Annotated in this window: 19 protein-coding genes; 8 read left to right on the top strand and 11 right to left on the bottom strand. The window is 33.8% G+C overall.

What is annotated here, in order from left to right; all coding sequences use genetic code 11:
- Nucleotides 1-107 precede the first annotated feature (107 nt).
- The 4 genes from A8L44_RS00550 to A8L44_RS00565 all read right to left on the bottom strand — a co-directional run bounded on the left by A8L44_RS00550 (nucleotide 108) and on the right by A8L44_RS00565 (nucleotide 4,030).
- Nucleotides 108-584 (bottom strand): BsuPI-related putative proteinase inhibitor, encoded by a 477-nt coding sequence (locus A8L44_RS00550; protein ID WP_066099988.1) that lies wholly within the window; start codon nucleotides 582-584, stop codon nucleotides 108-110.
- Nucleotides 585-646: 62 nt separating this feature from the next.
- On the bottom strand, nucleotides 647-2,068 hold the full coding sequence (locus A8L44_RS00555; RefSeq protein ID WP_066099991.1) for a hypothetical protein: 1,422 nt from the start codon (nucleotides 2,066-2,068) through the stop codon (nucleotides 647-649).
- A gap of 333 nt (nucleotides 2,069-2,401) precedes the next feature.
- A complete protein-coding gene (locus A8L44_RS00560) occupies nucleotides 2,402-3,169 on the bottom strand; it encodes an alpha/beta fold hydrolase (protein ID WP_066099995.1) in 768 nt (255 codons plus the stop codon).
- 465 nt (nucleotides 3,170-3,634) lie between these two features.
- Complete coding sequence (locus A8L44_RS00565; RefSeq protein WP_066099998.1) at nucleotides 3,635-4,030, bottom strand: hypothetical protein; 396 nt, start codon at nucleotides 4,028-4,030, stop codon at nucleotides 3,635-3,637.
- A gap of 394 nt (nucleotides 4,031-4,424) precedes the next feature.
- Between A8L44_RS00565 and A8L44_RS00570 the strand changes: the two genes are divergently transcribed.
- Nucleotides 4,425-5,462, top strand: coding sequence for an endonuclease I family protein (locus tag A8L44_RS00570; protein ID WP_077247924.1), 1,038 nt, complete (start codon nucleotides 4,425-4,427; stop codon nucleotides 5,460-5,462).
- A 98-nt stretch (nucleotides 5,463-5,560) separates the two neighbouring features.
- Entirely contained in the window at nucleotides 5,561-6,046 is a 486-nt protein-coding gene (locus A8L44_RS00575) for a DUF4306 domain-containing protein (RefSeq protein ID WP_066100001.1), read from the top strand.
- A 200-nt stretch (nucleotides 6,047-6,246) separates the two neighbouring features.
- On the opposite strand, the gene A8L44_RS00580 is transcribed toward A8L44_RS00575, so the two are convergent.
- Nucleotides 6,247-6,561: a hypothetical protein gene (locus A8L44_RS00580; RefSeq protein ID WP_066100008.1), complete on the bottom strand. Its 315-nt coding sequence runs from the start codon at nucleotides 6,559-6,561 to the stop codon at nucleotides 6,247-6,249.
- 413 nt (nucleotides 6,562-6,974) lie between these two features.
- Between A8L44_RS00580 and A8L44_RS18670 the strand changes: the two genes are divergently transcribed.
- Complete coding sequence (locus tag A8L44_RS18670; protein WP_139063780.1) at nucleotides 6,975-7,202, top strand: hypothetical protein; 228 nt, start codon at nucleotides 6,975-6,977, stop codon at nucleotides 7,200-7,202.
- Nucleotides 7,203-7,326: 124 nt separating this feature from the next.
- On the opposite strand, the gene dacB is transcribed toward A8L44_RS18670, so the two are convergent.
- On the bottom strand, nucleotides 7,327-8,808 hold the full coding sequence (gene dacB, locus A8L44_RS00590; RefSeq protein WP_254654676.1) for a D-alanyl-D-alanine carboxypeptidase/D-alanyl-D-alanine endopeptidase: 1,482 nt from the start codon (nucleotides 8,806-8,808) through the stop codon (nucleotides 7,327-7,329).
- A 1,125-nt stretch (nucleotides 8,809-9,933) separates the two neighbouring features.
- On the opposite strand from dacB, the gene A8L44_RS00595 reads away from it, so the two are divergent.
- From A8L44_RS00595 to A8L44_RS00610, 4 genes are all read left to right on the top strand, one after another.
- Entirely contained in the window at nucleotides 9,934-10,377 is a 444-nt protein-coding gene (locus A8L44_RS00595) for a hypothetical protein (protein WP_066100014.1), read from the top strand.
- A gap of 313 nt (nucleotides 10,378-10,690) precedes the next feature.
- The gene (locus tag A8L44_RS00600; RefSeq protein ID WP_066100017.1) at nucleotides 10,691-11,152 is read left to right on the top strand and encodes a hypothetical protein; all 462 of its coding nucleotides are present in this window, start codon (nucleotides 10,691-10,693) and stop codon (nucleotides 11,150-11,152) included.
- A gap of 206 nt (nucleotides 11,153-11,358) precedes the next feature.
- Nucleotides 11,359-12,429 carry a DUF3900 domain-containing protein gene (locus tag A8L44_RS00605; protein WP_066100020.1) on the top strand — a complete coding sequence of 357 codons (1,071 nt, stop codon included), beginning with the start codon at nucleotides 11,359-11,361 and terminating at the stop codon, nucleotides 12,427-12,429.
- Between the two features lie 684 nt (nucleotides 12,430-13,113).
- Entirely contained in the window at nucleotides 13,114-14,004 is an 891-nt protein-coding gene (locus tag A8L44_RS00610; protein ID WP_066100023.1) for a DUF6612 family protein, read from the top strand.
- A gap of 55 nt (nucleotides 14,005-14,059) precedes the next feature.
- Here the strand turns inward: A8L44_RS00610 and A8L44_RS00615 are convergent, their stop codons facing one another.
- From A8L44_RS00615 to A8L44_RS00625, 3 genes are all read right to left on the bottom strand, one after another.
- The gene (locus A8L44_RS00615) at nucleotides 14,060-14,914 is read right to left on the bottom strand and encodes a DegV family protein (protein ID WP_066100026.1); all 855 of its coding nucleotides are present in this window, start codon (nucleotides 14,912-14,914) and stop codon (nucleotides 14,060-14,062) included.
- A gap of 166 nt (nucleotides 14,915-15,080) precedes the next feature.
- The gene (locus A8L44_RS00620; protein ID WP_066100031.1) at nucleotides 15,081-16,526 is read right to left on the bottom strand and encodes a UDP-N-acetylmuramoyl-L-alanyl-D-glutamate--2,6-diaminopimelate ligase; all 1,446 of its coding nucleotides are present in this window, start codon (nucleotides 16,524-16,526) and stop codon (nucleotides 15,081-15,083) included.
- 311 nt (nucleotides 16,527-16,837) lie between these two features.
- Nucleotides 16,838-18,220, bottom strand: coding sequence for a DHA2 family efflux MFS transporter permease subunit (locus A8L44_RS00625; protein WP_066102227.1), 1,383 nt, complete (start codon nucleotides 18,218-18,220; stop codon nucleotides 16,838-16,840).
- A 444-nt stretch (nucleotides 18,221-18,664) separates the two neighbouring features.
- Between A8L44_RS00625 and A8L44_RS00630 the strand changes: the two genes are divergently transcribed.
- Nucleotides 18,665-19,039 carry a hypothetical protein gene (locus A8L44_RS00630; protein WP_066100033.1) on the top strand — a complete coding sequence of 125 codons (375 nt, stop codon included), beginning with the start codon at nucleotides 18,665-18,667 and terminating at the stop codon, nucleotides 19,037-19,039.
- 284 nt (nucleotides 19,040-19,323) lie between these two features.
- On the opposite strand, the gene A8L44_RS00635 is transcribed toward A8L44_RS00630, so the two are convergent.
- Nucleotides 19,324-19,761 carry a GNAT family N-acetyltransferase gene (locus A8L44_RS00635; RefSeq protein WP_077247926.1) on the bottom strand — a complete coding sequence of 146 codons (438 nt, stop codon included), beginning with the start codon at nucleotides 19,759-19,761 and terminating at the stop codon, nucleotides 19,324-19,326.
- A 299-nt stretch (nucleotides 19,762-20,060) separates the two neighbouring features.
- Nucleotides 20,061-20,939, bottom strand: coding sequence for a Cof-type HAD-IIB family hydrolase (locus tag A8L44_RS00640; protein ID WP_066100036.1), 879 nt, complete (start codon nucleotides 20,937-20,939; stop codon nucleotides 20,061-20,063).
- Between the last annotated feature and the right edge of the window lie 306 nt (nucleotides 20,940-21,245).

The following is a 21,245-nucleotide window of genomic DNA, read 5'->3' on the forward strand; positions in this document are numbered from 1 at the left end:
AAAATAGCCCAATCATATTATAAAATTAAAATATGATTGGGCTATTTTTTTACATTGATTTGAAGGTTGAGTATCCAAATATAATATAAATTGGTACCCTCCTTTCGTTAGTCTACTTTGAACTGAATTTTTTTCCTTGAGTCATCCTTCACCCCTTTGGCTGTTAACCATGCTTCTAGAGTGTATTCTCCAGGTTCAAGGTCTTTCAAATGGATATCATGCGTTAATTGCGCTCCTTTAACCAGTTCTTTTTCAGTAATAACCTGTATAAAGGATTTTCCCTCTGAATACTGGATGATTGTTTTTCCCGCTTGATCCTTTAAAATATAATCAAACGTTTGGCCGCTGTTAAACGTTAATTTAATCGGTTTCGCTGTCTCGTTTTCAACTGTATATACAAATAAGTAATCATTTTCGACTTTGTTCTTTTGGACTAAGCTTGACGTTAAACTTGCATCATTGATACGATTTGTACTCTTATCTATATTCACTGGTTTATCATCACTTCCTTTGTTTGGACTGGGTTCTTGCCCGCATGCTGCCAACAGGAGGATACATAAAATAAAGCTTAGACTTTTTTTCAAACTCACACCTCCTTATAATTCCTTTGTTTGTTAGGTTCTACAATCATCTGCCATTCCCCTGCTCAATCATTCTTAGATTTTATTTTTTCCTTCATCCATTTATAGACTGTTACGATTCCTAACACTCCACCCAACGCAATTCCGGATAATGCTACGAATAAAGCGATATATTCAAAGAAGGAATAGGAAGCAGCCTGGGACCAGTTAATATTCCCTTTCCAATCCTGTTCAATGACCAGATTCATGCCGTAAATTCCCGAAATAACCGTATATGTAGTTAAAAACGTAAGTAAATATTCATGTCGTTTCCCTGTTAGCTTTTCGTGGTTTTTATAGAGATTGCCAAGTGTTCGGTTCACATGATTATAAAGCTCATCCATATGAAAAATATCTTTCATTTTTAAATAGATTTCTTTCCCAAAAATCCGGCTATGTACTTCAGGCTGATAAAATTGTGCAGAAAAATTCGTGATTCGAATGATAAGCTTTTCAATAGAACCTTTTTTATCATCCACTCTCAGCTGGGAATTCTCATACGATAATTCTAATAAGAGGAGTCGATTGAAAAAGAATAAAATATTTGTGTAAAAATTTTCTCCATACATACGCTCAGCAATAAATTTACTTTTCTCTTCACATTCATTTGATAGACAGACAAATGCATAATTACTGATTATATAATAGGAAGAATCGCCCCATCGATCATATACATGCTGATCACAAAAGCGATGGATGTATGCCTCCGATTTAGCACCGGCATAGGGATGTCCTTCCCTATCATATCCCTTAATCAAAGCGGCTCTGTATAAAGAAATTTCATCCAGGAGGGTATTCTTTTCGAAAGCTAAATAGTAGTAAACTTGCATACGTTCTTCTATAAAAAATGGCAAACTGCCAAAATAGGTTGTATGCTCTTTCTTTGATAAATGATCCTCCAGCCATGGACAATATTCATTGAAAATAATTCCTTTTGTTTCAGAATACTCTTTTTCATTTAATCTAATAACTATATCATGCGGTTTATCTAGTTGTCTGAATAAGTCTATAAAATGAAGAACATCATTATAGCTCATATGATCAGGCAAATTAATTCGCATATTCATAATGCCAATATTATACGGACAAACAAAGATATCAAAAGATACTAATATAAAATCAGTTTCTAAATACTTGGATTGTAAACAACCCTTTTGATTGATAATTTTACTAAAGCGACGAAATGCATTTTTATCCTTTATAGTTGGGGGAAATAAAATGGGCTCCATATTAGGAAGAAAAAATTTCTCCATGCGTTCATGAGATACTCGTATATCTCCATAAAATTTGCAATCCTGACTTGTATCTCTTAAATCAAAAAACTCCCACTGCTCTTTTATTAACTGCTGAACCAAGCCCTCACTCCGTGAGTCCTTTATTTGAAAGGGGAAGATGAACTGTAGGTAGGATTGTTCCACTTGAAGTTCTGGGATTTCTATCTTAGACATTCTGTATACCCCCATCTCTCTATCTATCTCTCTTTTCCCTCAATACTGGATTAAAAAACTTATTGATTGGTTTATATAATAACCTATGATGAATAATTGGGTTTATATTCAATATATACAAAACAAGTACTAATATTAAGAGGAGAGTGGACTATATTCTCTCATCACACCCATTCACAGTCCAAAATAAAAAACCTTCTAGAGAGATTACCACATCACTCTAAAAGGTTTAATAACCGATGTAAAAGAATTAAGATTATTTTAGTAAATGAATTGTTTAATCGATATATATGCCAATCGCTTTACTATCATCAACTTTGGCTTTTTGTTATTTCAATGCGCCAATAAAAATTGTAAGGATATCTCATTGAATTGGGCAGCTTGATCTATATTACATACATGACCGCTATCCTTTAATATGACTAACTGACTTGATGATTGTTTTTTTACTAGCCGCTTCACTGGTTCTAAAAACACATAATCCTCATCTCCCATAATATATAATGTAGGAATATGTGTATCTTTTTCATTGATTTTCAATAAATAGCTTGCGATATCACCAGTTAGTGATAACCAACGCAAAAATTCTCTATGCTTAATTTTTCTCGCCTCTTGAACAAATAAATGACGTGAAGTTTCATGGGTTTTTCTCGGCATTAAAATCCAGGCAAATAGTTTATATAACCACATAAATGGGATTATTTTCTTAAACATATTTGCGATACCAAGTAAAAAGTGCAGCCTTGGTGTAATACGTATTACAGCGCCTGCAAGTACCATCGAATGAAACCTTTCAGGGTTCGTCTCAGCTAACTGACGAATCAGCATTGTCCCCAGTGAAATTCCTACAAAGTGAGCTTTATCAATCTTTACTTCATCTAAAACATTTAAAATATCTTCGCTAACCAAATCAAGTGTATATTTAGTTGGACTGTTCTCAATCTCACAATCACCATGGCCGCGAAGATCGACGACCAACACATTAAAATGCTTACGGTATACTCGAATTTGCTTGTACCAAATAGTTGAGCTACCTCCTGCACCGTGTACTAAAACAACCCATTCTTTATGTTGTTGACTATAGATTTTATAATGTAACAAATTTTTCATCCTTTAGTTATTTAACATATACTATCATTACGTACAGCAACACTCATGGTTTCAAATTTTAGAGTATTTTACATTAGATGTATGCCCAAAAGTAATATCCGTAAACATTTCCATTTATCAGATACCAAACATATCTATAATTTTTTCGCTTCCTGCTAGCGTTTGATCAAGCATTTATCACTTCTAACATTTATTTCCTCTTGGGTGCTAGATATACAAATATTTTTAATAAATGAAGGAGCAGCGGTAAAAGACGATACATAGTCTAATCATACTGAATCTTTCAATAAGGGACTTTGTGAAACAAACGATAATCAGAGTATTAAATAAGCCAAAAGAGAAAAAGCACTTTTTATAGTTCATGATAAATTAACATCGGCCGATATAATAAAAGCCCCATAGACAAGTCTATGAGACTAGAGGTATTATTTCGTTATAATAGTAATATTCAAATATTTATTTTTTGGGACTGCGCCATTTTTCAAGTGCAGTCTGTAATACAGATGCTAAAAAAAGAGTTTCTCCTATACTGATTAAAATTCGATTCATTGGATTATGCATATTAATCGATTCTCTATCAAGTTTACCTATCTGTTCTTTTTTTAATTGAATAATAGCTTCTTCAGCTTGACCTTTTGAGAATCTTAAAAGCTTATTTCCCCAATCCTGATCATCCTTCGTAAATAATACAGAGTCTTCTTCAATGATTGCAGCAAATTTTACACCGTAATTATTTTTGTAGTGATACGGAGCTTTTTCAAAGAAATCCTCAGGCGTGTCTTCTAACATTTCATGTTCAGCTTGTATAGCCTTAATCTCTTCTTCTACTTCTAAACTAGTGCTTGTAACCATAAATACCAACTCCTTCTGCTAAGTACTTAAAAGTATAAACGGTTTACCAAAAGTTGTCTTCTTATATATGGAAGGATATAAAAAGTAATTATATTTAGAATTTTCTTTTAAATATAACTACAATATTGGAATAATGATTACATTATGTAATAAATAGTTCTACCCTCGTATACAATAGCTAATTCTAACTTTAAACGATATATTATACATTGATTTATAGAAAATTTTATTATTCGAAGAATTTCTTCACCCTTTTTGTTAATATTCACTCTATGATTATCTTATAATCATTCTACTGAAATCATATATTTCTTAACCTCTAGATAATCTGTAACCATCATTTATTTACATTTGTTTCCACACTTGATATTATCAAAATAAAGAGGTGAAGCTGATGAAAAAAAGAATCCATCCGTCTTTTTCTCATTCCTATGAAATAATCTTGCAGGATACCGTCCATTTTTTGCTAGCTTTATTCCATAAAAATCCCTCACACCGTTTGATAAAGGAAACTCTTAATGTATGCTATGACTCTATTATTCATGTTACACAACCCCTTACCCGCCAACTTCAGGAACAACCTACAGAGAAAATTGAATTCCAGCTAGTTACAGACATGATTAATGAAATTTATTACGATGAAAAAGAGGACCAGAGCATTATTGATATGTATTACAAAAACCTTCCACTGGATGACTTTTCAAATGACAATTTAGTTTCGGAGCTGACCGAATTGCTGACAAGAACTCATAATCCCCAGCTCTCCTATTCAACCAGCAGAAAAGCGCTCCATTCATGGGTAGATTTGCGTGAAGATGGTCAAATAAAAAGCATATATTCCGGCCAAAGCTTAAATCCCAGTGATGTAATTGCTCAGGATAAACTGCTGGAAGATGCGGCAATCGACCAAATGATACAAGTATTGAGTAAGGATTTCGGAGTGCTTCATGAACATAAAAATATATTGATTGAGTCCGTATTGCGGTCTCTCCAATTCAATATTGAACATGTCATTCCACAATCGTGGTTTGAGAAAAGACACCCCATGGTTGGAGATCTTCATCATTTATTTACGTGTGAAAAAGATTGTAATTCATTCAGAAGTAATATTCCTTATTATGATTTTGAAGACTACAAACCTGGAGCTTATAAAGAAGTCATAAAATCCTTTTGCGGAAAAAGAGATGGCAATCAAAGGTTTGAGCCTGAAAATGGCAAAGGTGAAATAGCACGAGCATGCTTATATTTTTTAATGAGGTATCCTGATGAAATTATACAAGAAAAAATGTCATTGATTGATATCGACCTATACAAAAAATGGCACAACAACCATCCGGTCTCTCTTCATGAAAAACATCGAAATTGGGCAATTTTTAAACTCCAAGGAAATCGAAATCCCTATATTGATTTTCCTGAGCTGGATTTCACATGATTATAAGATATTTTTTCAGAGTTTGCTAACAATTGAAGATTCCAGTCATATTTTTTGGTAACTACATGATCCATACTATAAAAAATGAGGGATACAAAATGAAACTGAAAACCATTATTCCGCTTTCAGCTTCATTGTTATTGCTATGTTTATCAACAATGGCCGCTTTTTATGAAGGAAGTGCTCTCCGAGATGACATTTTCGAATGGCGGTGGTCCACTCCATTTACTATGCTTACAGCAGAAAGAATTTCACATGCCGATCAAGTATCAAAATTAGATTACCTGGTTTATGCTGCAAAATTCCAGCCGTTTTTTCCTGCTATTATGTTGATATGTCTCATTAGTATCCTCATCTTAGCCAGTTATATTGGTATTAAAAATCCAAAGACTCATGCTTATTATTTTTCGGTCTTGGCTTGTGTAATGGCAAGTGCAGGTTTAATGATACTCTCTGATCATGTGGGGACAAAATTTATTTATTCCAGCATACTACTATCAGGAGTTATTATTTCCTCTCTCTTAGCCTATCAGCACTTTACTCAAACACTCACACAATCTACATTTAAGCAAAATGAGACTTAAAATAATACCAATAATTAAAAGAAGGAGTGAAAATTCCACTCCTTTTATTGCGACATTCTTTTGTTTCAACTCTGTTAATGATTAAGGATGAGATTAGCGGAATTGCAAAAACCATCCCATTGTCGATATGTCTAATGTGCTAAGTCAATGTTTTTGTAATGAATAGTTTTAAAAAGGAGTACTCCAAGAGGCATATCTTCTTATGAATTCCCTGCTTCGAATTGATCCATAAGCATAAAAATAAAAACAATCGCCAAATGAAGAATTGCCAATATTGCGAAATGGTATCCTTCAAGGATTTTTATATAATAAAAAAAGATGGGAAAAGCAACGGTTTCATAACCAAATAAAACCAATAGCCACCCTATTCTTTCAGCCAATTTTTTCTCATTCTTCGGAATAAAGACTTCATTATTCCCTGCGATAAAGGACGTTTTTCCTTTTTTTCTAATCGAGTTCCCACTCATCATGAGTAATATACCGATCACCGCAAGTACAACAGAAGGCAAAAGCATTCTCTTTCCTCCTCATAATTCATCAGCATATTCTTAAACATGTATTCTGATTTTTTCAATAATTAAGTGAAACTTATTTATTGATTTTATCATCAAAAATTATCATTTAGAATTGCTAAATGCCGCTTTTTAAGTAAAAGGATTCCAACTAATTAGCATTATTCTATGTACCAATGAATTTTACAAAAATAGGAGGTATACCTTTGCCATTAACTTTATAGTATAAGGTAATACCTAATATAGGTCTCCCCCTTATGTTTATAAAAATACAATTGACATAGTGTACAGTTTAAAGGAACGAATGTGCCTCAGAATAAAGACGTCAGTTACATGTTTATTTGTTTTAATGATGTTTTTAAAATGTTCCCATTCCTACATCATGAATAGACTATAAAGGAAAGGAGCGGTTTTTTTTGAACAGAGATAAGTACGACGGTCTCCATTTCTTAGCGATTATCTGCATAACCTTTTTACAGTTGAACTTTGGCTTTAATGACTGGATTTTCGGATTGCTTATAACCATATATGCCGTATTTGCCATTTTAGTTATTGAAGGACTATCGAAATACTCCGTGACAAAATTTATCATTTTATTACCAATGATCTTCCTATTAAGAATCTTCATCACTTTATACTCATGATTTCAAATAATTTATAGATTACTATAAAATACAAAACTAATTCAGATATCAGCATGACCTGCACCAAGGTTAGATGGTCTTGAGCTCATAATAGTGCAGGTCCTACTTAATTGGATTGTTCTTTCTAATTGCTAGCCAGAATGACAGCCATCTCGTCTTCAATTTTCTTCAGCTGATTTTCTTTCTTGGCATTGTTAATAATGATGGAGAAAACGTATTTATTCCCCTTCTTTCCTTTTACATATCCCGTCAAACTACTGACCGTTGAAATCGTACCTGTTTTGGCTATGATTTTACCTTGTGCAGCTGTGCCCTTCATTCTGTTTCTTAATGTCCCTCCTACACTTCGATCACTATCACCTGCTACTGGAAGTGCATTCTTATATGTTTTATACCATGGTTTGGTTTGCGCTTTATAAAGTAAATTTGTTAATGCGTTAGCTGAGATCATACTAACATGAGACAACCCTGAACCGTCTCTCATAAGTATGGCATCATTTCCAATCCCCAAATCGACAAACTGGCCCTCAACAACTGATAATCCCTTATCCCAGCTTCCCACTTTTCCTTTTACCCTGCCCATTTCTTTTACAAGAACCTCAGATATTGTATTATTACTAAGCTTCATATATGGTACAAGAATCGTACCCAATTTAGGTGAATGGTCGGTGGCAAGCTTTGTAGGCTTAGCTGATATTTTTCCGGCTGTATAATTCCCAGTAATTTTAATGCCTTGCTTTTCTAAAGATCTTTTAAATAAAGCAAGGGTATATCGAGTAGGCTCCCATACAGAAATCCATGTTTTTGTAGTACCGGAATTTAGAGGGACATTCCCGGTGACAGTAATTCCATTGCTGCCATGTTTTCTATGTATCTTAACAGTATTTTTACTGTTAACCTTACCAACTTTGGTTTTGTTCGATATCTTCACATAATCCGTCTTTGGAGTCATGGTTACAGAGGCGGCTTTACCTACTTTATTGCCAGACTTGACTTGTATAATCACTGTACCTGCATCATAATCAGCATTGGGGGAAAAGGTTAATCCAGAAATTTGAGCACCATAATACTCTTGCTCATCACTCCATGGCATATCCAATGATAATCGGATTTGGTCATACCATGTATCATCCGCCACAAGATTTCCTTTAATCTTCTTTATCCCCTTCTTTTTTAGAGCTAAAGCAATATTGTCTAGATCCTTCTCCCCTAGAGTAGGATCCCCCTTCCCTCTGATGTAAATATTTCCCTTTAAGGTACTTCCTTTTTGTTTACCATCTGTATAGATCTCAGTTTTGAAACGATAGTTTTCTCCAAGTAATTGAAGAGCAGCAGCACCGGTAACTAACTTCATACTTGAGGCCGGCCTTAATCTGGTATCCCCATTATGCTTGTATATTATTTTTCCATTAGATGCATTTCTCACGCTTATTCCAATACTGGCACCTTTTAAATCAGGATGGCTTAGCACCTTGGCGATTTTAGAGCTTAACTGGCTTCCTCCAGCGGCATTAGAAGCCTCGTCCTTTTTCAAGGGACTGACAGAGCTAAAACTAATAACCATAACAACCATTAACAGACATAACCATTTCATCTGCTTGTACAATGGACTCTCCCCTTCTATATTTTTTTAAAACACTTTTATTAAACAGCAGAGTATAACTGGCTATGAAGGCATAGCCATATTAATTTGTATATGAAAGCACCTAAAAGGAGAATCATTTTAAAAAAAATGACCTCACACTTTTTACTAATTATCTTCTCCCTAATCATATTTACTAGTACTGCTTCTATTGTTAAAACATTCAGAGAAGGGATATAGTTCGCGAATACATTGGTTGCTCCCCCTTAACTTTATATATTCTGATTTATTAGCTATATAGTGTGGGGATGAAGAAACAGCTAAAAAAGACTGTGAGTTAGGAAGATTATGTACAAACACGTTTTCAGAAACAGGGTTAGTACCCCCAGTGCTTGTCTTGATGTTTGGAGTAAATGTTGGGGTTATCAAGGGGAAAAATATGTACAAGGATGGAAAGACCTATAAAGTTATAGTGTGGTCTTGGCAACAGTATTCAAACAGCTCGAATCACCAATCATATTATAAAAAGAATAATGCCAGGCGTTAGCATCCTTTTTTATATGATTGGAGTAGCCATAACCTCTAATTTTAAAATATGTAGAACATACTTAATTTGAATGACCAATGAAGAGACAAGCTGTCACCTTAACTATGTAGTTAATTCTTATTATATAATGTAGAGATATATACATAATTCTATACTTTTAGTTGTTTTTAGATTCATTAGTCAAAACTTTTACTAATACTAAATAAAAATATTATGTAAACAATCATTTTAAAATCTAAGCATATGTTAAACCGAGCACAACCTATATAATTGAGGAAATGAATTCCTCTAATATCATAAAAGTGTAAATCACTAATGCTATACCAGCAACAGCAATGAATCCAACAAATAGTGCAGAGCAAATTATCTTTATAAAAGAAATAATAGTGGTAAGAATATTTTTGTTAAATATTATAATATGAGCCATCTTATTCAACCTTTCTGAAAGTCTTCTACTTTCACTATACCGTAATCCCTTGCCAAATGTTAACACCTATTTTCCTTTATTTTGTAATATATGATTCATATGGAATCAAAATATTTTGTTTTTTTTATTTTTTGTTCTATCATAGATTATTAAAAAAGGAAAGTTAGGTCTTAAGATGAAAAAAAACACATATCATACAATTATTGCTGAACTAAATCAATCAGACCAAGTTTCTCAAAAATTATTACATTCTTTATCAGCTCCGATTATTATAAAAATGTTTTATAATTTATTCGGACCTTCTGGGACACACCGGTTAAGTGAAAATGCTTATTATAAAATTCTTACTGAATTGAAAGACCACACGGAAGAGCTTCCAAACACTTCTGTGCCATATGCCAGTTCAACACTGATTCATTTATTTTATGACAAGATTGGCAGGCACGTCACGGCTGAGACCGTTTTGGAGGATGATGAAGGGGACTCCAAAGAAGAAACAAATGATTTAACAGTAGATGACCTACTGGATTTACTTAATTTCGCAAACGAAGATCATGATGAGCTTTATGCAGAACATATTAAAGATCGCCTTTCTCAAATTTGTTCTTTATTACGATAAAAATTATAAATATGTGGGGATGCTTTTTTAAAAGGCATCCTTTTTAATGCGTACAAATGTTAATTACAATAAAATATCAAAATTGATCAGCAACCATTATAAATAGATTATTTTGCCAAGCGATTACATATAGAAGTATTTCCAACAAAGATGCCATCTAATTACAGGGTATTCCTTCTAATATAGGGAAAATACTACTATATTGTGACAATTGCAATTATTCAGTTCACTACAGTGTAAATCATATAAAGGTATATGTTATTATGGTCCCAACAAAATATTGTGCGATTATTATTTTTTGAGGGGGATTTAAATGAAATTAACGACTAAGGAAATCATAGTATCAGAAATCAGGCAGACAAAAACTGTATATGAAAAGCTATTGATATCATTAACAACTCCAGTCCTACTTACTATTTTCAAACAATTATTCGGCAGAAACGGAGAGTTTTCCTTATCCGATAAAGGATTCGATTGTGTTGTAGAAGAACTTGAGTCTCAGAATCGACTACCAGAAACAAATGGGGAAAAAATCACAGATGCCTTATTGGTAGATATTTTCACTGATTTTTATACCAATCAGAATGAAGATAACCCTCTTAAAGATCAAATGCCTTCTGTTGACGAACAATCAACCCCTCATCTAACACTTGATGATTTATTAGATTTACTTAATATAGCTATGAAACATCATGATATCCTATATGCCAATGAATTAAAAAGACGTTTATTGGTACTTAACAGGAATCATAAAAACAGTATAGAAGCCTCCTGAATATCTACCTTCTAAGCGAATGAAGCACCCTCTTCATTCGCTTTTATTATTGCATCACTAAGGAAAGTTCATGGCTAGATGGTTGGTTAAATTTAAAAAGAACTCTCAGCTTTCTTTATTTCGATCTTCGACCATGTCTTCATTGACGAAATACCTCTGTTTTGGGATACTGAAAAGGCTGACTCTAAGGAAAAAAGGTGTATAACATGGAATTTGAGATTAAATTTTTATCTTTCTTTGTTGTGGAAACAGAAGATAAGGAACAGCCTACAGCTAAGCATTATCAAACACTTGATACAGATGAATATGAGGAAAGTGCTCTTAAAGATTTCCTTGATGGCGAATTCAAGAAAATCGTAAAGCGTAAAGTCGATCGTCATCCCAATTCAGAACAAGTACCAACAAAGCTGGGCCATTTTATAATTGAACCAGGTCATACATTGGATTCAAATCCAAACTACAATGCATTTAACCGTACTCGCTTTGCTGATAATAAAGAAGATTTTAAAGCATTCAGTGAGGAATTCGTTCATGCTTATCTTGATACAAGTGCAGTTCGGGGCGGTGTGTTTGTTATGGCTTCAGCCGTACCGCGGAAATTTTTCGAACATCGATTTTTATTTTTAATGAAATGTGATTTTGAACCAAAGGTCGCTTCTATATCTGATGAAAAAACATTAATTCGCAATGTCGAGATGGCCATCACTACTAAAAATATGAAATCCATTCTATACCCTCATATGCCTGAAGAAGGCATGATTGAGGAAAGCGAATTAAAAATTCATCAATCCTCACATGCCCGATATTTCGAAGATTTTTTAAAATTTGTAGAGTATGGTGAATCTAAACAAGAATTAGTGAAGAATCATGTCATTGACATGGTACAGGAGCATATTGGTGAAGTATATGAGCCCGAAAGTGAGGAACGCCGTCAGTTTGAAGAAGCTATTGAAATCTGGGCTGACAGTCCCAAGCGTGAGCTTCAGGAACGATTAACAACTGAACAAGTTGTAGAAGCAGCCGCTCAAATTGTTGAACAAGAACCGGATATTGAACTAAAGATGAAGCTGGATAATACGAATATTAAAGGATTGCTGGCCGATTTCGGTGAAACCATTCATTTAGCCAAAATTAACAATCGTTATGTATTGGTGATTGAAGCAGAGCAAATTTTATTTGAGAAGGGATTCTCCCCCATCGAATTCCACAAACCTGATGACCTGCATAGGGTAATCGATAAAATAAATAAAAAGACCTATGAAAATAATACTTTTTAAATCATAGGTTAAATTCCATGATTTAAAGAAGGGTTCTGATTTTAAAGCTATAAATCCTGATATATGATAACCTTTAGATTAGATGGTTTTTAGGCTGCCGACTTTGTCGACAGCCTATTTTTTTAAACACTATTTAAGATTGGATATTAAGACAATCCATTTTTTGCCACTATTGCTAGTAAAAAATTTATCTGCATTCTGACAAAACCGGCTATATAAAATAGGCCAGAACCCCTTTCATTGATCCAGCCATTCTTTGCTACTTTTAGATTATCATTTATAAATTTAAAGTTTAGATTAATGTAGCGGTATCCTCCATTCAGAATTCACACCAGCTTTTGCCCCCCTTCTCTTCTGTTTTGTTTACTTATATAACTAGTAATACAGTTGCTATAATCATATTCAAACAAAATATTAATTATATTTATAAAGATGCATTTTTTACAAAATTTAGGGTATTGTGTTATTGTTGATTTGATCATTACCACTATGAATAATCTCCAGATGCTCTCTTCATTAGGTATCATCTCAATCAGTATAAAAAATTCATTTCCTGATATCAGTCCAATTGTCTACTTAGTTAAGCACTTGCAAACTTGCAATTAATTTATACATATATGACTTTGCTTAATATGCTTTAGAATGTACTTCGTCTTCAGTGAATTCAATATCAAGGAGGAACATATGTTGAAGAAGTCAGTATCTTATTTGGGAAGTATTTTTTTCATTTTATTTTTAACTGCTTGTAATGAGGAAGCCTCACCGGTATCTAAAAATGGCAATGAGGTAGCAAAGGCAGAGGAAACAAAAAATGGTGAATCTGAACTAACAGCCAAGGAAGTCTATAAAAAAATGGTTGAGGCTTCTTCTGAAGTTAAAAGTCTTGGTCTTAAATTAGATATAGATCAAGAAATATCAACTGAAGCTGATGGAATCATTTTGACAACAGAAACAAGGACAGACTCTAAAATGATTCAGGAACCTTTGTCCTTATACCAACAGATTGAAATTTATTATAAAAATCCAGCAACCGGAGAACAGGAAGGTAAAATCGATCAATATTTAACAGATGAAGGATTTTTCATGCACGATATCGAGGGAGATCAGTGGGGAAGATATAATGCAGATTATACTGAGGTGGCGAAAGGGCTTAATTTACAGCCGGGAACGAATCAATTAGATTCTCTGAAAGATTTAGAGTCATTTGCAGACGACTTTACCTTTGAGCAGGAAGCTGATCAATATGTTTTAACTTTAGCAGGCAATGATGAAAAATTAAATGAATACGTAAAAGGATCATTACCTGCTAATATACCTGAATTAGAAACAGCTCTGAAATCTATGACACTACAAGAAGTCGAATATGAAATCTTTATAGACAAAAATACTTTTTTACCATCGGTGATGAATGTAGATATGAATATAGGTATCTCGGAAAACGGAAATTCCCTTGTATTAGAACAAAGTATTGAATCTAGCTACTATGACTATAATAAAATTGATAAGATTGTACTTCCTAAGGAAGCATTGGATAATCCAAACGAAATAAATTTAAATGATACAACCAGTATGTAACTATAAAAAACTAAAGCTCCCAGTCGAGGAGCTTTAGTTTCTTTAGTTTTACTATTTATTCACATACCCATGAGACTCCGATTGTTCCTACTCCTGTATGGACTCCAGCAACAGGAACCAATAGCATTCGCTCAGTAGGAATGGAGTTAAATTCTTCATTTATTTGTTTTTCCAATTTACGCGCATTTTCTTCGTCATCAGCATGGATAACTACTATTTTACTAACCTTACAAACTTTCATATCTTCTCTTAATAAATCCATTATATAATGGATAGCTCTCTTTTCAGTTCTAACTTTTTCTCTAATTTTAGCCCCTTCTGTTTCTATAGAAAGAATAGGCTTAATATTAAACAAGTTAGCAATGAGCCGTTGGCTTCCTGAGACTCGCCCGCTTTTATGGAGCTGATTAAGATTAGACGGTATGAGGAAAAGCCTTGCATTCGTTTTGATTTCTTCGATTTGTCTGACAATTTCTTCAGCATCAAAACCCTGTTCAAATAACTCTATACCTTTTTTCATCAAATAAGAAAGAGGGTAAGATCCAGTACGTGAATCAATTGCAAACAATTTAAAACCTACTTGCTCAGCAGCCATTACAGATGTTGAAAAAGTACCTGATAGTTTACCCGAGCAATGGAACGCTATTCCATAATCATACTCTTCTTTCAGTTTTTCATATAATTCAACAAATTCACCAATTGATGGTTGTGATGATTGGAAAGTGGTATTTTCACTTGCCATTCTTTCGTAAAATTCTTTTTCTGTAATATCAATTGTTTCTTTGTATGAAACTCCATCGATAACAATTTGTAAAGGAATAATATTTATTCGATTTTTTTTAATAAAATTCTCGTTTAATGTGCATGTCGTGTCTGTAATCCAAGCAATTCTTGGTGGTTCTTGTTTCATTCCCTCTTCCCCTTTTAAACAAAATGGTATGACCAATTTTATATTAAAAATAGTATGTAGTAATCATTACTACATACTTAATATAATTTAACTACTTACTATAGTCAAACGTTTTCTTGGAAATTCGACTATATTATTATTAATTCAACAAATTTTGCAATCAGGCTCAAATTACCTTAACTGTTTTTTCCTCTTTTGAAAGATAAGTTAATGTATCTATGTCGGAATTAGTCGGTAAAAGATACGTATTTTTATAAACTTCATTGCCTTTTCCGGTAATAAAAATCCAGTCACCATCTTTTGCAATTTTCCAAGCATATTCGATTGCCGACGTACGATCCGGTATGACCTTCCCTTTGGCAGATGGCTTTAAATCATGTAGTGCTTCTATCATCCCCTCAAAAGATTCGGTCCCTAAATCATCCAGCGTTAAAATACATAGGTCACTGTGCTTTTTCGAGATTTCAACCATACCACGTCTCTTTGTCACATCTCGATTTCCCCTAAATCCAAAGATATGAATGATGCGCTTTGCCCCCATCTCTCTTCCGGTTTTAAGACATTGTGCAAAAGCATCGCAAGTATGAGCATAATCTACAACTAACTGTGCACCTGTCGGGTGATTCACTACTTCAAATCTCCCCGGCACGCCAGGAAATGATTGTAGTGCATTAATTATTACTTCACCTGGTACACACATATTTCTCGCTGTTAGAAATGCAAGCGCCGCATTTTGAATATTATGTTTTCCCTTAATAGAAAGCCTAATAGGATAGATTTCTTTATTTTTATATACAAACTGTATATCACCCGTTTTATTTTGCTGAATATACAAATCAGATTCTTTATTCCCTACACAAAAAATTTGGTCATTAGTACCGCATAACCTTTTTTCAAGTTTACTGCCCCATTTGTTATTCGTATTAATCACAGCAGCACCATCTGGCTTTAATTGAGTAAAAAGCTGTGCTTTTACTGAAAAATAATCATCCATATCCTTATGATAATCTAAATGGTCATGGTCTAAGTTTGTAAAAAGAGCATAATCATAGCTAATCCCTTTCACTCGATATTGTGACAGTGCGTGTGAAGATACTTCCATTATGACAATATCATCTTGACTTCTTGATAATTCTTTTTGTAATTGCAATGCATCCATGGTTGTATTTACAGAGGGTGTAGATTTTTCACCATTTATATAATTATAAACCGAACCAAATAAAGAACAGGATCTACCATAAGCTTCAAGGATATGCTTCAACATAAACGAAGTAGTAGTTTTTCCATTTGTACCTGTTACTCCAATAATTGTTCTATCTGCTTGCACAGGATAAAAACGTTTAGCTAAATCAGCCAGGATAGCGCGGCTATTTTCAACCCTAATATACGGGACCGATAGATCAGTGATTTCTTTTTCGCCGATTATAACTCTCGCTCCAGCTTCAATTGCCTTTTCAATATACGTATGACCATCCACCTGAAATCCTGTAATGGCTACAAATATGAATCCCTCTTTTACCTCTAATGAATTATTAGCAATCCCGGTAATATATATTTCTTTATCCTTATCTGACACTTTTGCGACATCACTCAACAAATTTTTAAGCTTCAAGTCTTAGCAACCCCTTTTGTTCTTCTGCTTCTGTGAAAATATTCAAGATTTTTTGTGGTATTCTATGGTAATTCACTATCTTTTCCGATTTACTATCTGTATAAAAGATAGTTAGTTATATGTTTTGTATTAGCTTTCATATTATACAAACAGAACAACACCTATACCTAAATTCCTCTATTTACAAACTTATAAACCCTTTTTACACTTTTTGATTATTTTTTTACTTTAATATATACATTTATTTCAAAATAATCGGCCTATATACCCAAAAAGAAAACTCCCTATTTCACATAAGGAGTTTTCTTTCTCTATACTTTCACTCTTTTCAGAAATAAAGACAATAATAACCCGGTAATTGAAGCAACCATTATAAGGATATACCCTTTTTTCACACCATAAATGAGAGCCTCCGTTAGAACCTCTGAATTAGGATAACTCCCTGCTTCATTTAAATATGAATTTTGCCCCATTGTCATAAAGGTAATCGCCAATGCAGTTCCGATAGCTCCGGCAATTTGCTGAAGCGTGCTCATGACAGCGGTCCCATCAGGATAATATTTTCTGGGTAATTGATTTAAGCCATTTGTCTGTGAAGGCATCATGATAAAAGCAATGCCAATTGATAAGCAAACATGCATTATGATAATTGTCGATAAAGAAGTATCAGCTGTGATTTGTAAAAATAAAATACTCGCTATACTAGTTAATACAAACCCAATAACCACCAACCATCTCGCCCCATATTTATCCATTAATTTTCCGTTAATTGGAGACATAATCCCATTCATTATCCCACCAGGCAAAAGCGTTAAACCAGCTGTAAATGCCGATAATAGTAGCCCTCCTTTTAAATACATCGGTAATAGAATGGCATTCGATAAAATCATTAACATAGCTAAAAAAACCAATGAGACACCCAGGGAAAACATAGGGTAAGTGAATACGCGCAAATTAATCATAGGATTATCAGTATAAATTTGACGGAAGGAGAACAATATCAAGAAAAATAGACCGATTCCAATAGGGAGTAACACATGTGCTTCTCCCCATCCACCTCCGCCCTCTCCGGCAGCACTAAATCCGTAAACAATCCCGCCAAATCCAATTGAGGAAAGTATTACTGACCTTATATCGATCTTTGGTTTTGTTAGTTTTGTAACATTTTTCATAAAAAATATCCCGGCACCCATGGAAAGCAATAATATCGGCAAACATGTCCAAAAAATCCAATGCCAACTTAATTGGTCTACAATGATTCCAGAGAAGGTAGGGCCAAATGCAGGAGCAGACATGATAACAAGCCCCATTAATCCCATCACTACCCCACGTTTATGCGGAGGAAAAATAATAAGTGTGCAATTAGTCATTAAGGGTAAAAGAATAGCGGTTCCAATGGCCTGGATGACTCGCGCCGACACCAATATAGGAAATGAATGCGCAAGGCCACCAATCAATGTGCCAACAATTCCCATCGCCAGAGAGAAAAAAAACAATTGCCTGGTCGTAAACGTTTGAATTAAGATAGCCGAAACAGGTACCAAAATTCCCAATGTCAATAAATATCCTGTGGTCAGCCATTGTGCTGTTGAAGCTTCTATATTAAAGTCATGCATAATATTGATTAAAGCCAAATTTAAGGCTGTTTCACTGAATAAACCAATGAATGCTGCCACTGCCAAAACTGCCATCATTGGTACAGCCCTGAACTCCTTTTTCTCTTCTAAATCCACTTTTCCAGCATTCAATGAAATACCTCCTGTTAGCTTCACATCAAAAAGTTTCTAATACACTTACAATGAGTTAATCTGCTAGATCGTCTATATCATTTTTCTGATATATCATGCCTTATTTAAAGCAGATTATTAGTGGAATTTTTTTCTTTAGTTCTTCTTTTAAAGAAGAGTAAATAAAAAGACAACCAGCTATATAGGTTGTCTAGGTTAAGGACCCAACTAAAATCCCAATAAAACAAGGAGTAATTATAAGTAAAAGTATCATTAACACTTTAACCAGGCATCTTCTCCTTACATATCCAAAGATTCACCTATCGCCAGTCCTCTTCATAGGTATGAATACTATAGACCATCTTTAATATCCATTCATTTATAATTACTTTGATAAAAGGAGATAGGAACATGAATAATCCATATGACATGAATAATATGCACCCCGGTTACCATAATAATTACCAAAATTATGATCGCCAGCTTCCTCCAGTTCAACCAGTAATATTTATTAATTCAGCAGGGGTTGCCAAGGAGCTTATAAATGATGCCTACACCATAACTAACCACATTCAAAACAATCCACAGTTTTCAAGACAAATAATGACGTATGCTCAGCATGGGCAAAAAAATGAAATCTTAGGAATGCTTAACAGTTTACCTTTAAAGCATCGCCCAGAGGTAGTCTTTACACCAGGAGCCATATTAATTAAATTATTCCCAGGTAATCCAAATGACTCCAGCAGTGCCTTAACCATAACTATGCTGTGGCATGAAGCTTTTTAAGTCATCAGCAAATATCAAAAAAGCCGAAGAAATGCTGATTAACAACATTTCTTGGGCTTTTTTGTTATTCATTATCATACTCATAGTAGTTCTATGCTACTATTATTTTATTCCTAAAGGAGAAAGTTTGTATGTTCACTTTTTTCAATAAATGTTCTATTTGCAAAAAGAAAGATAAAGATTTACGCAAATATCAAAATGGTCACGGCAAAAAAAATAAAATATGAAAAGCTTGCACCTTGTATGCCGAAAGAAGGGCGTTCCGCAGAATCTGAAATCATGTATTACAGCTTTTTACGAAATGAGTAACACCATTTATCGTAGCCTAACTTTTCTTCATAGAAGCGGTGAGCATCCGTGCGTGAAAGAGCAGATTCTAATGCTACATAATTCGCACCATTTTCCTTAGCCCATTCATGAATAAAAACAAGCAGCTTTTCCCCATATCCTCTCGAACGTTTACTTTCAGTTGTTACCAAATCATGAACAATGATATGACGTTTATTATAGAAATTCACACGAGAACTAACACCAATTACAGCTACCACTTCTTCACCTAAAAACAATGCAAAAAGCCTGTACCCTTCTTTATGCATTTGATTCATTAATTCTAAATACGAATGCTTATCCAAATCAGTACGTAATTGCTTCATTATTGAATATGCATCATCCCATTGGTCAACCGTAATCAATTCCATAATATTTTCTGTGCTTATCGTCATGTTTTTCCTCCTGAGGCTATAATTAGATCAATTATAACCCTGCAAAATTTTACGGAGTCAGCTCCGTTACCATTATACACCAATCATTCTATTTCGCTATTGTTTTACATATTTATATAAACAAAATGAATGTATATACGGATGTTAACAACTGAAAATTTATAAACATATCACGTTAGAATCAGCAGAAAATCATATATCATATATAAAGTTTGAGTTTTGTTAGAATTAGACTTGATGAAATATATTATTAGCAATCTCATTTAGAATTGACTTAAGCTGTAATCATACTAACTACCTTAAACTTGACGTATTGCAAGGACTTCTTCAATCGCACAGGCAACACCATGTTCTACATTCGTTTTAGTATGATATTGGCAGAGTTCTTTCACCTCATCGGAAGCATTTCCCATAGCTACTCCACGTCCAGCCAGCTGAAGCATGGAAACATCATTTAAATGGTCACCAAGTGCCATAACTTCTTTCATCTCGATATTAAATTGATCAGCCAACATCTTTAATGATGTTCCTTTCTGAGCTTTTGGATGATTAAATTCTATGTTTCCGCGCTCAGAAGAGGTAATGATATACTCGGTTTCACCGGCTAATTCGCTATTTATACGTGCCAATTCATCCATATCAGCTGATAATACTAAAATCTTATAGATAATCAATTCTTCATCCAGGTATATACCTTCAAAGTTATCTACAAAATGGCAGTGTTCGAATTTAAATCGTTCCTCCGCTCTTCTTCTAACATCCTCTAGCATTAGAGCTTCATCAGCGTATGGGAATCTCTCCATTTTTAATTGCATTCTAATGTCAATATACTGTTCCATACTTTTAGAAAAAACTCCAACGTTAGTAAAAAACTCAATATATACGTTTTTATTTTCCAGTACTTTTTGAATTGAGCGGCACCATTCTTTTTTTAGTGGGAGTTTATTTAATACTTCTCCCTGCTCGTCTCTTATTTCAGCTCCGTTTAATGCAATTACAGGACAACACAATCCAGCCAGTTCCAATGGCATCAAGGCATAACTGTATGGTCTTCCTGTAACAATAACTACCTGAATCCCTTCCGCCTGTGCTTTTTCAATTGCGATTATATTCTCCTTACTGATACGACCTTTACCATTCAACAAAGTCCCATCCATGTCTGTTGCAATTAATCTCAACGTCAATCATTCCTTTTACTGTAACTTAAATAAATACCATACTAGTATACTACTATATTCATTAAATTCGTAGAAGCCATTCATTATTTATAATGGTTAAAATAATGATTCTTATTGAATAGTTAAACAACACGCCTCAGAAGAACTAATGCGAGTCTTGGTATAGTTAAATCTTTCATATAACAGACCTGCGTAAACCACAAAAAAACTGATAACCAGTTTCCTTTTCTTAATTAAGATGAATTCAAAAATATCTCATTTAACATGCATACTATAAAAAGGGTGATAAGTAGTTATTAAAACTAT

Source organism: Bacillus sp. FJAT-27986 (genome assembly GCF_001685035.1).
Taxonomy (GTDB): Bacteria; Bacillota; Bacilli; order Bacillales; family Pradoshiaceae; genus Pradoshia.

Excerpts from the sequence above, each read along its gene's own strand:
- A8L44_RS00555 (WP_066099991.1), bottom strand. The coding sequence starts at position 2,068 with ATGTCTAAGATAGAAATCCCAGAACTTCAAGTGGAACAATCCTACCTA.
- A8L44_RS00565 (WP_066099998.1), bottom strand. The coding sequence starts at position 4,030 with ATGGTTACAAGCACTAGTTTAGAAGTAGAAGAAGAGATTAAGGCTATA.
- A8L44_RS00570 (WP_077247924.1), top strand. The coding sequence starts at position 4,425 with ATGAAAAAAAGAATCCATCCGTCTTTTTCTCATTCCTATGAAATAATC.
- A8L44_RS00575 (WP_066100001.1), top strand. The coding sequence starts at position 5,561 with ATGAAACTGAAAACCATTATTCCGCTTTCAGCTTCATTGTTATTGCTA.
- A8L44_RS00580 (WP_066100008.1), bottom strand. The coding sequence starts at position 6,561 with ATGCTTTTGCCTTCTGTTGTACTTGCGGTGATCGGTATATTACTCATG.
- A8L44_RS00595 (WP_066100014.1), top strand. The coding sequence starts at position 9,934 with ATGAAAAAAAACACATATCATACAATTATTGCTGAACTAAATCAATCA.
- A8L44_RS00600 (WP_066100017.1), top strand. The coding sequence starts at position 10,691 with ATGAAATTAACGACTAAGGAAATCATAGTATCAGAAATCAGGCAGACA.
- A8L44_RS00605 (WP_066100020.1), top strand. The coding sequence starts at position 11,359 with ATGGAATTTGAGATTAAATTTTTATCTTTCTTTGTTGTGGAAACAGAA.
- A8L44_RS00610 (WP_066100023.1), top strand. The coding sequence starts at position 13,114 with ATGTTGAAGAAGTCAGTATCTTATTTGGGAAGTATTTTTTTCATTTTA.
- A8L44_RS00615 (WP_066100026.1), bottom strand. The coding sequence starts at position 14,914 with ATGAAACAAGAACCACCAAGAATTGCTTGGATTACAGACACGACATGC.
- A8L44_RS00625 (WP_066102227.1), bottom strand. The coding sequence starts at position 18,220 with ATGATGGCAGTTTTGGCAGTGGCAGCATTCATTGGTTTATTCAGTGAA.
- A8L44_RS00630 (WP_066100033.1), top strand. The coding sequence starts at position 18,665 with ATGAATAATCCATATGACATGAATAATATGCACCCCGGTTACCATAAT.
- A8L44_RS00635 (WP_077247926.1), bottom strand. The coding sequence starts at position 19,761 with ATGACGATAAGCACAGAAAATATTATGGAATTGATTACGGTTGACCAA.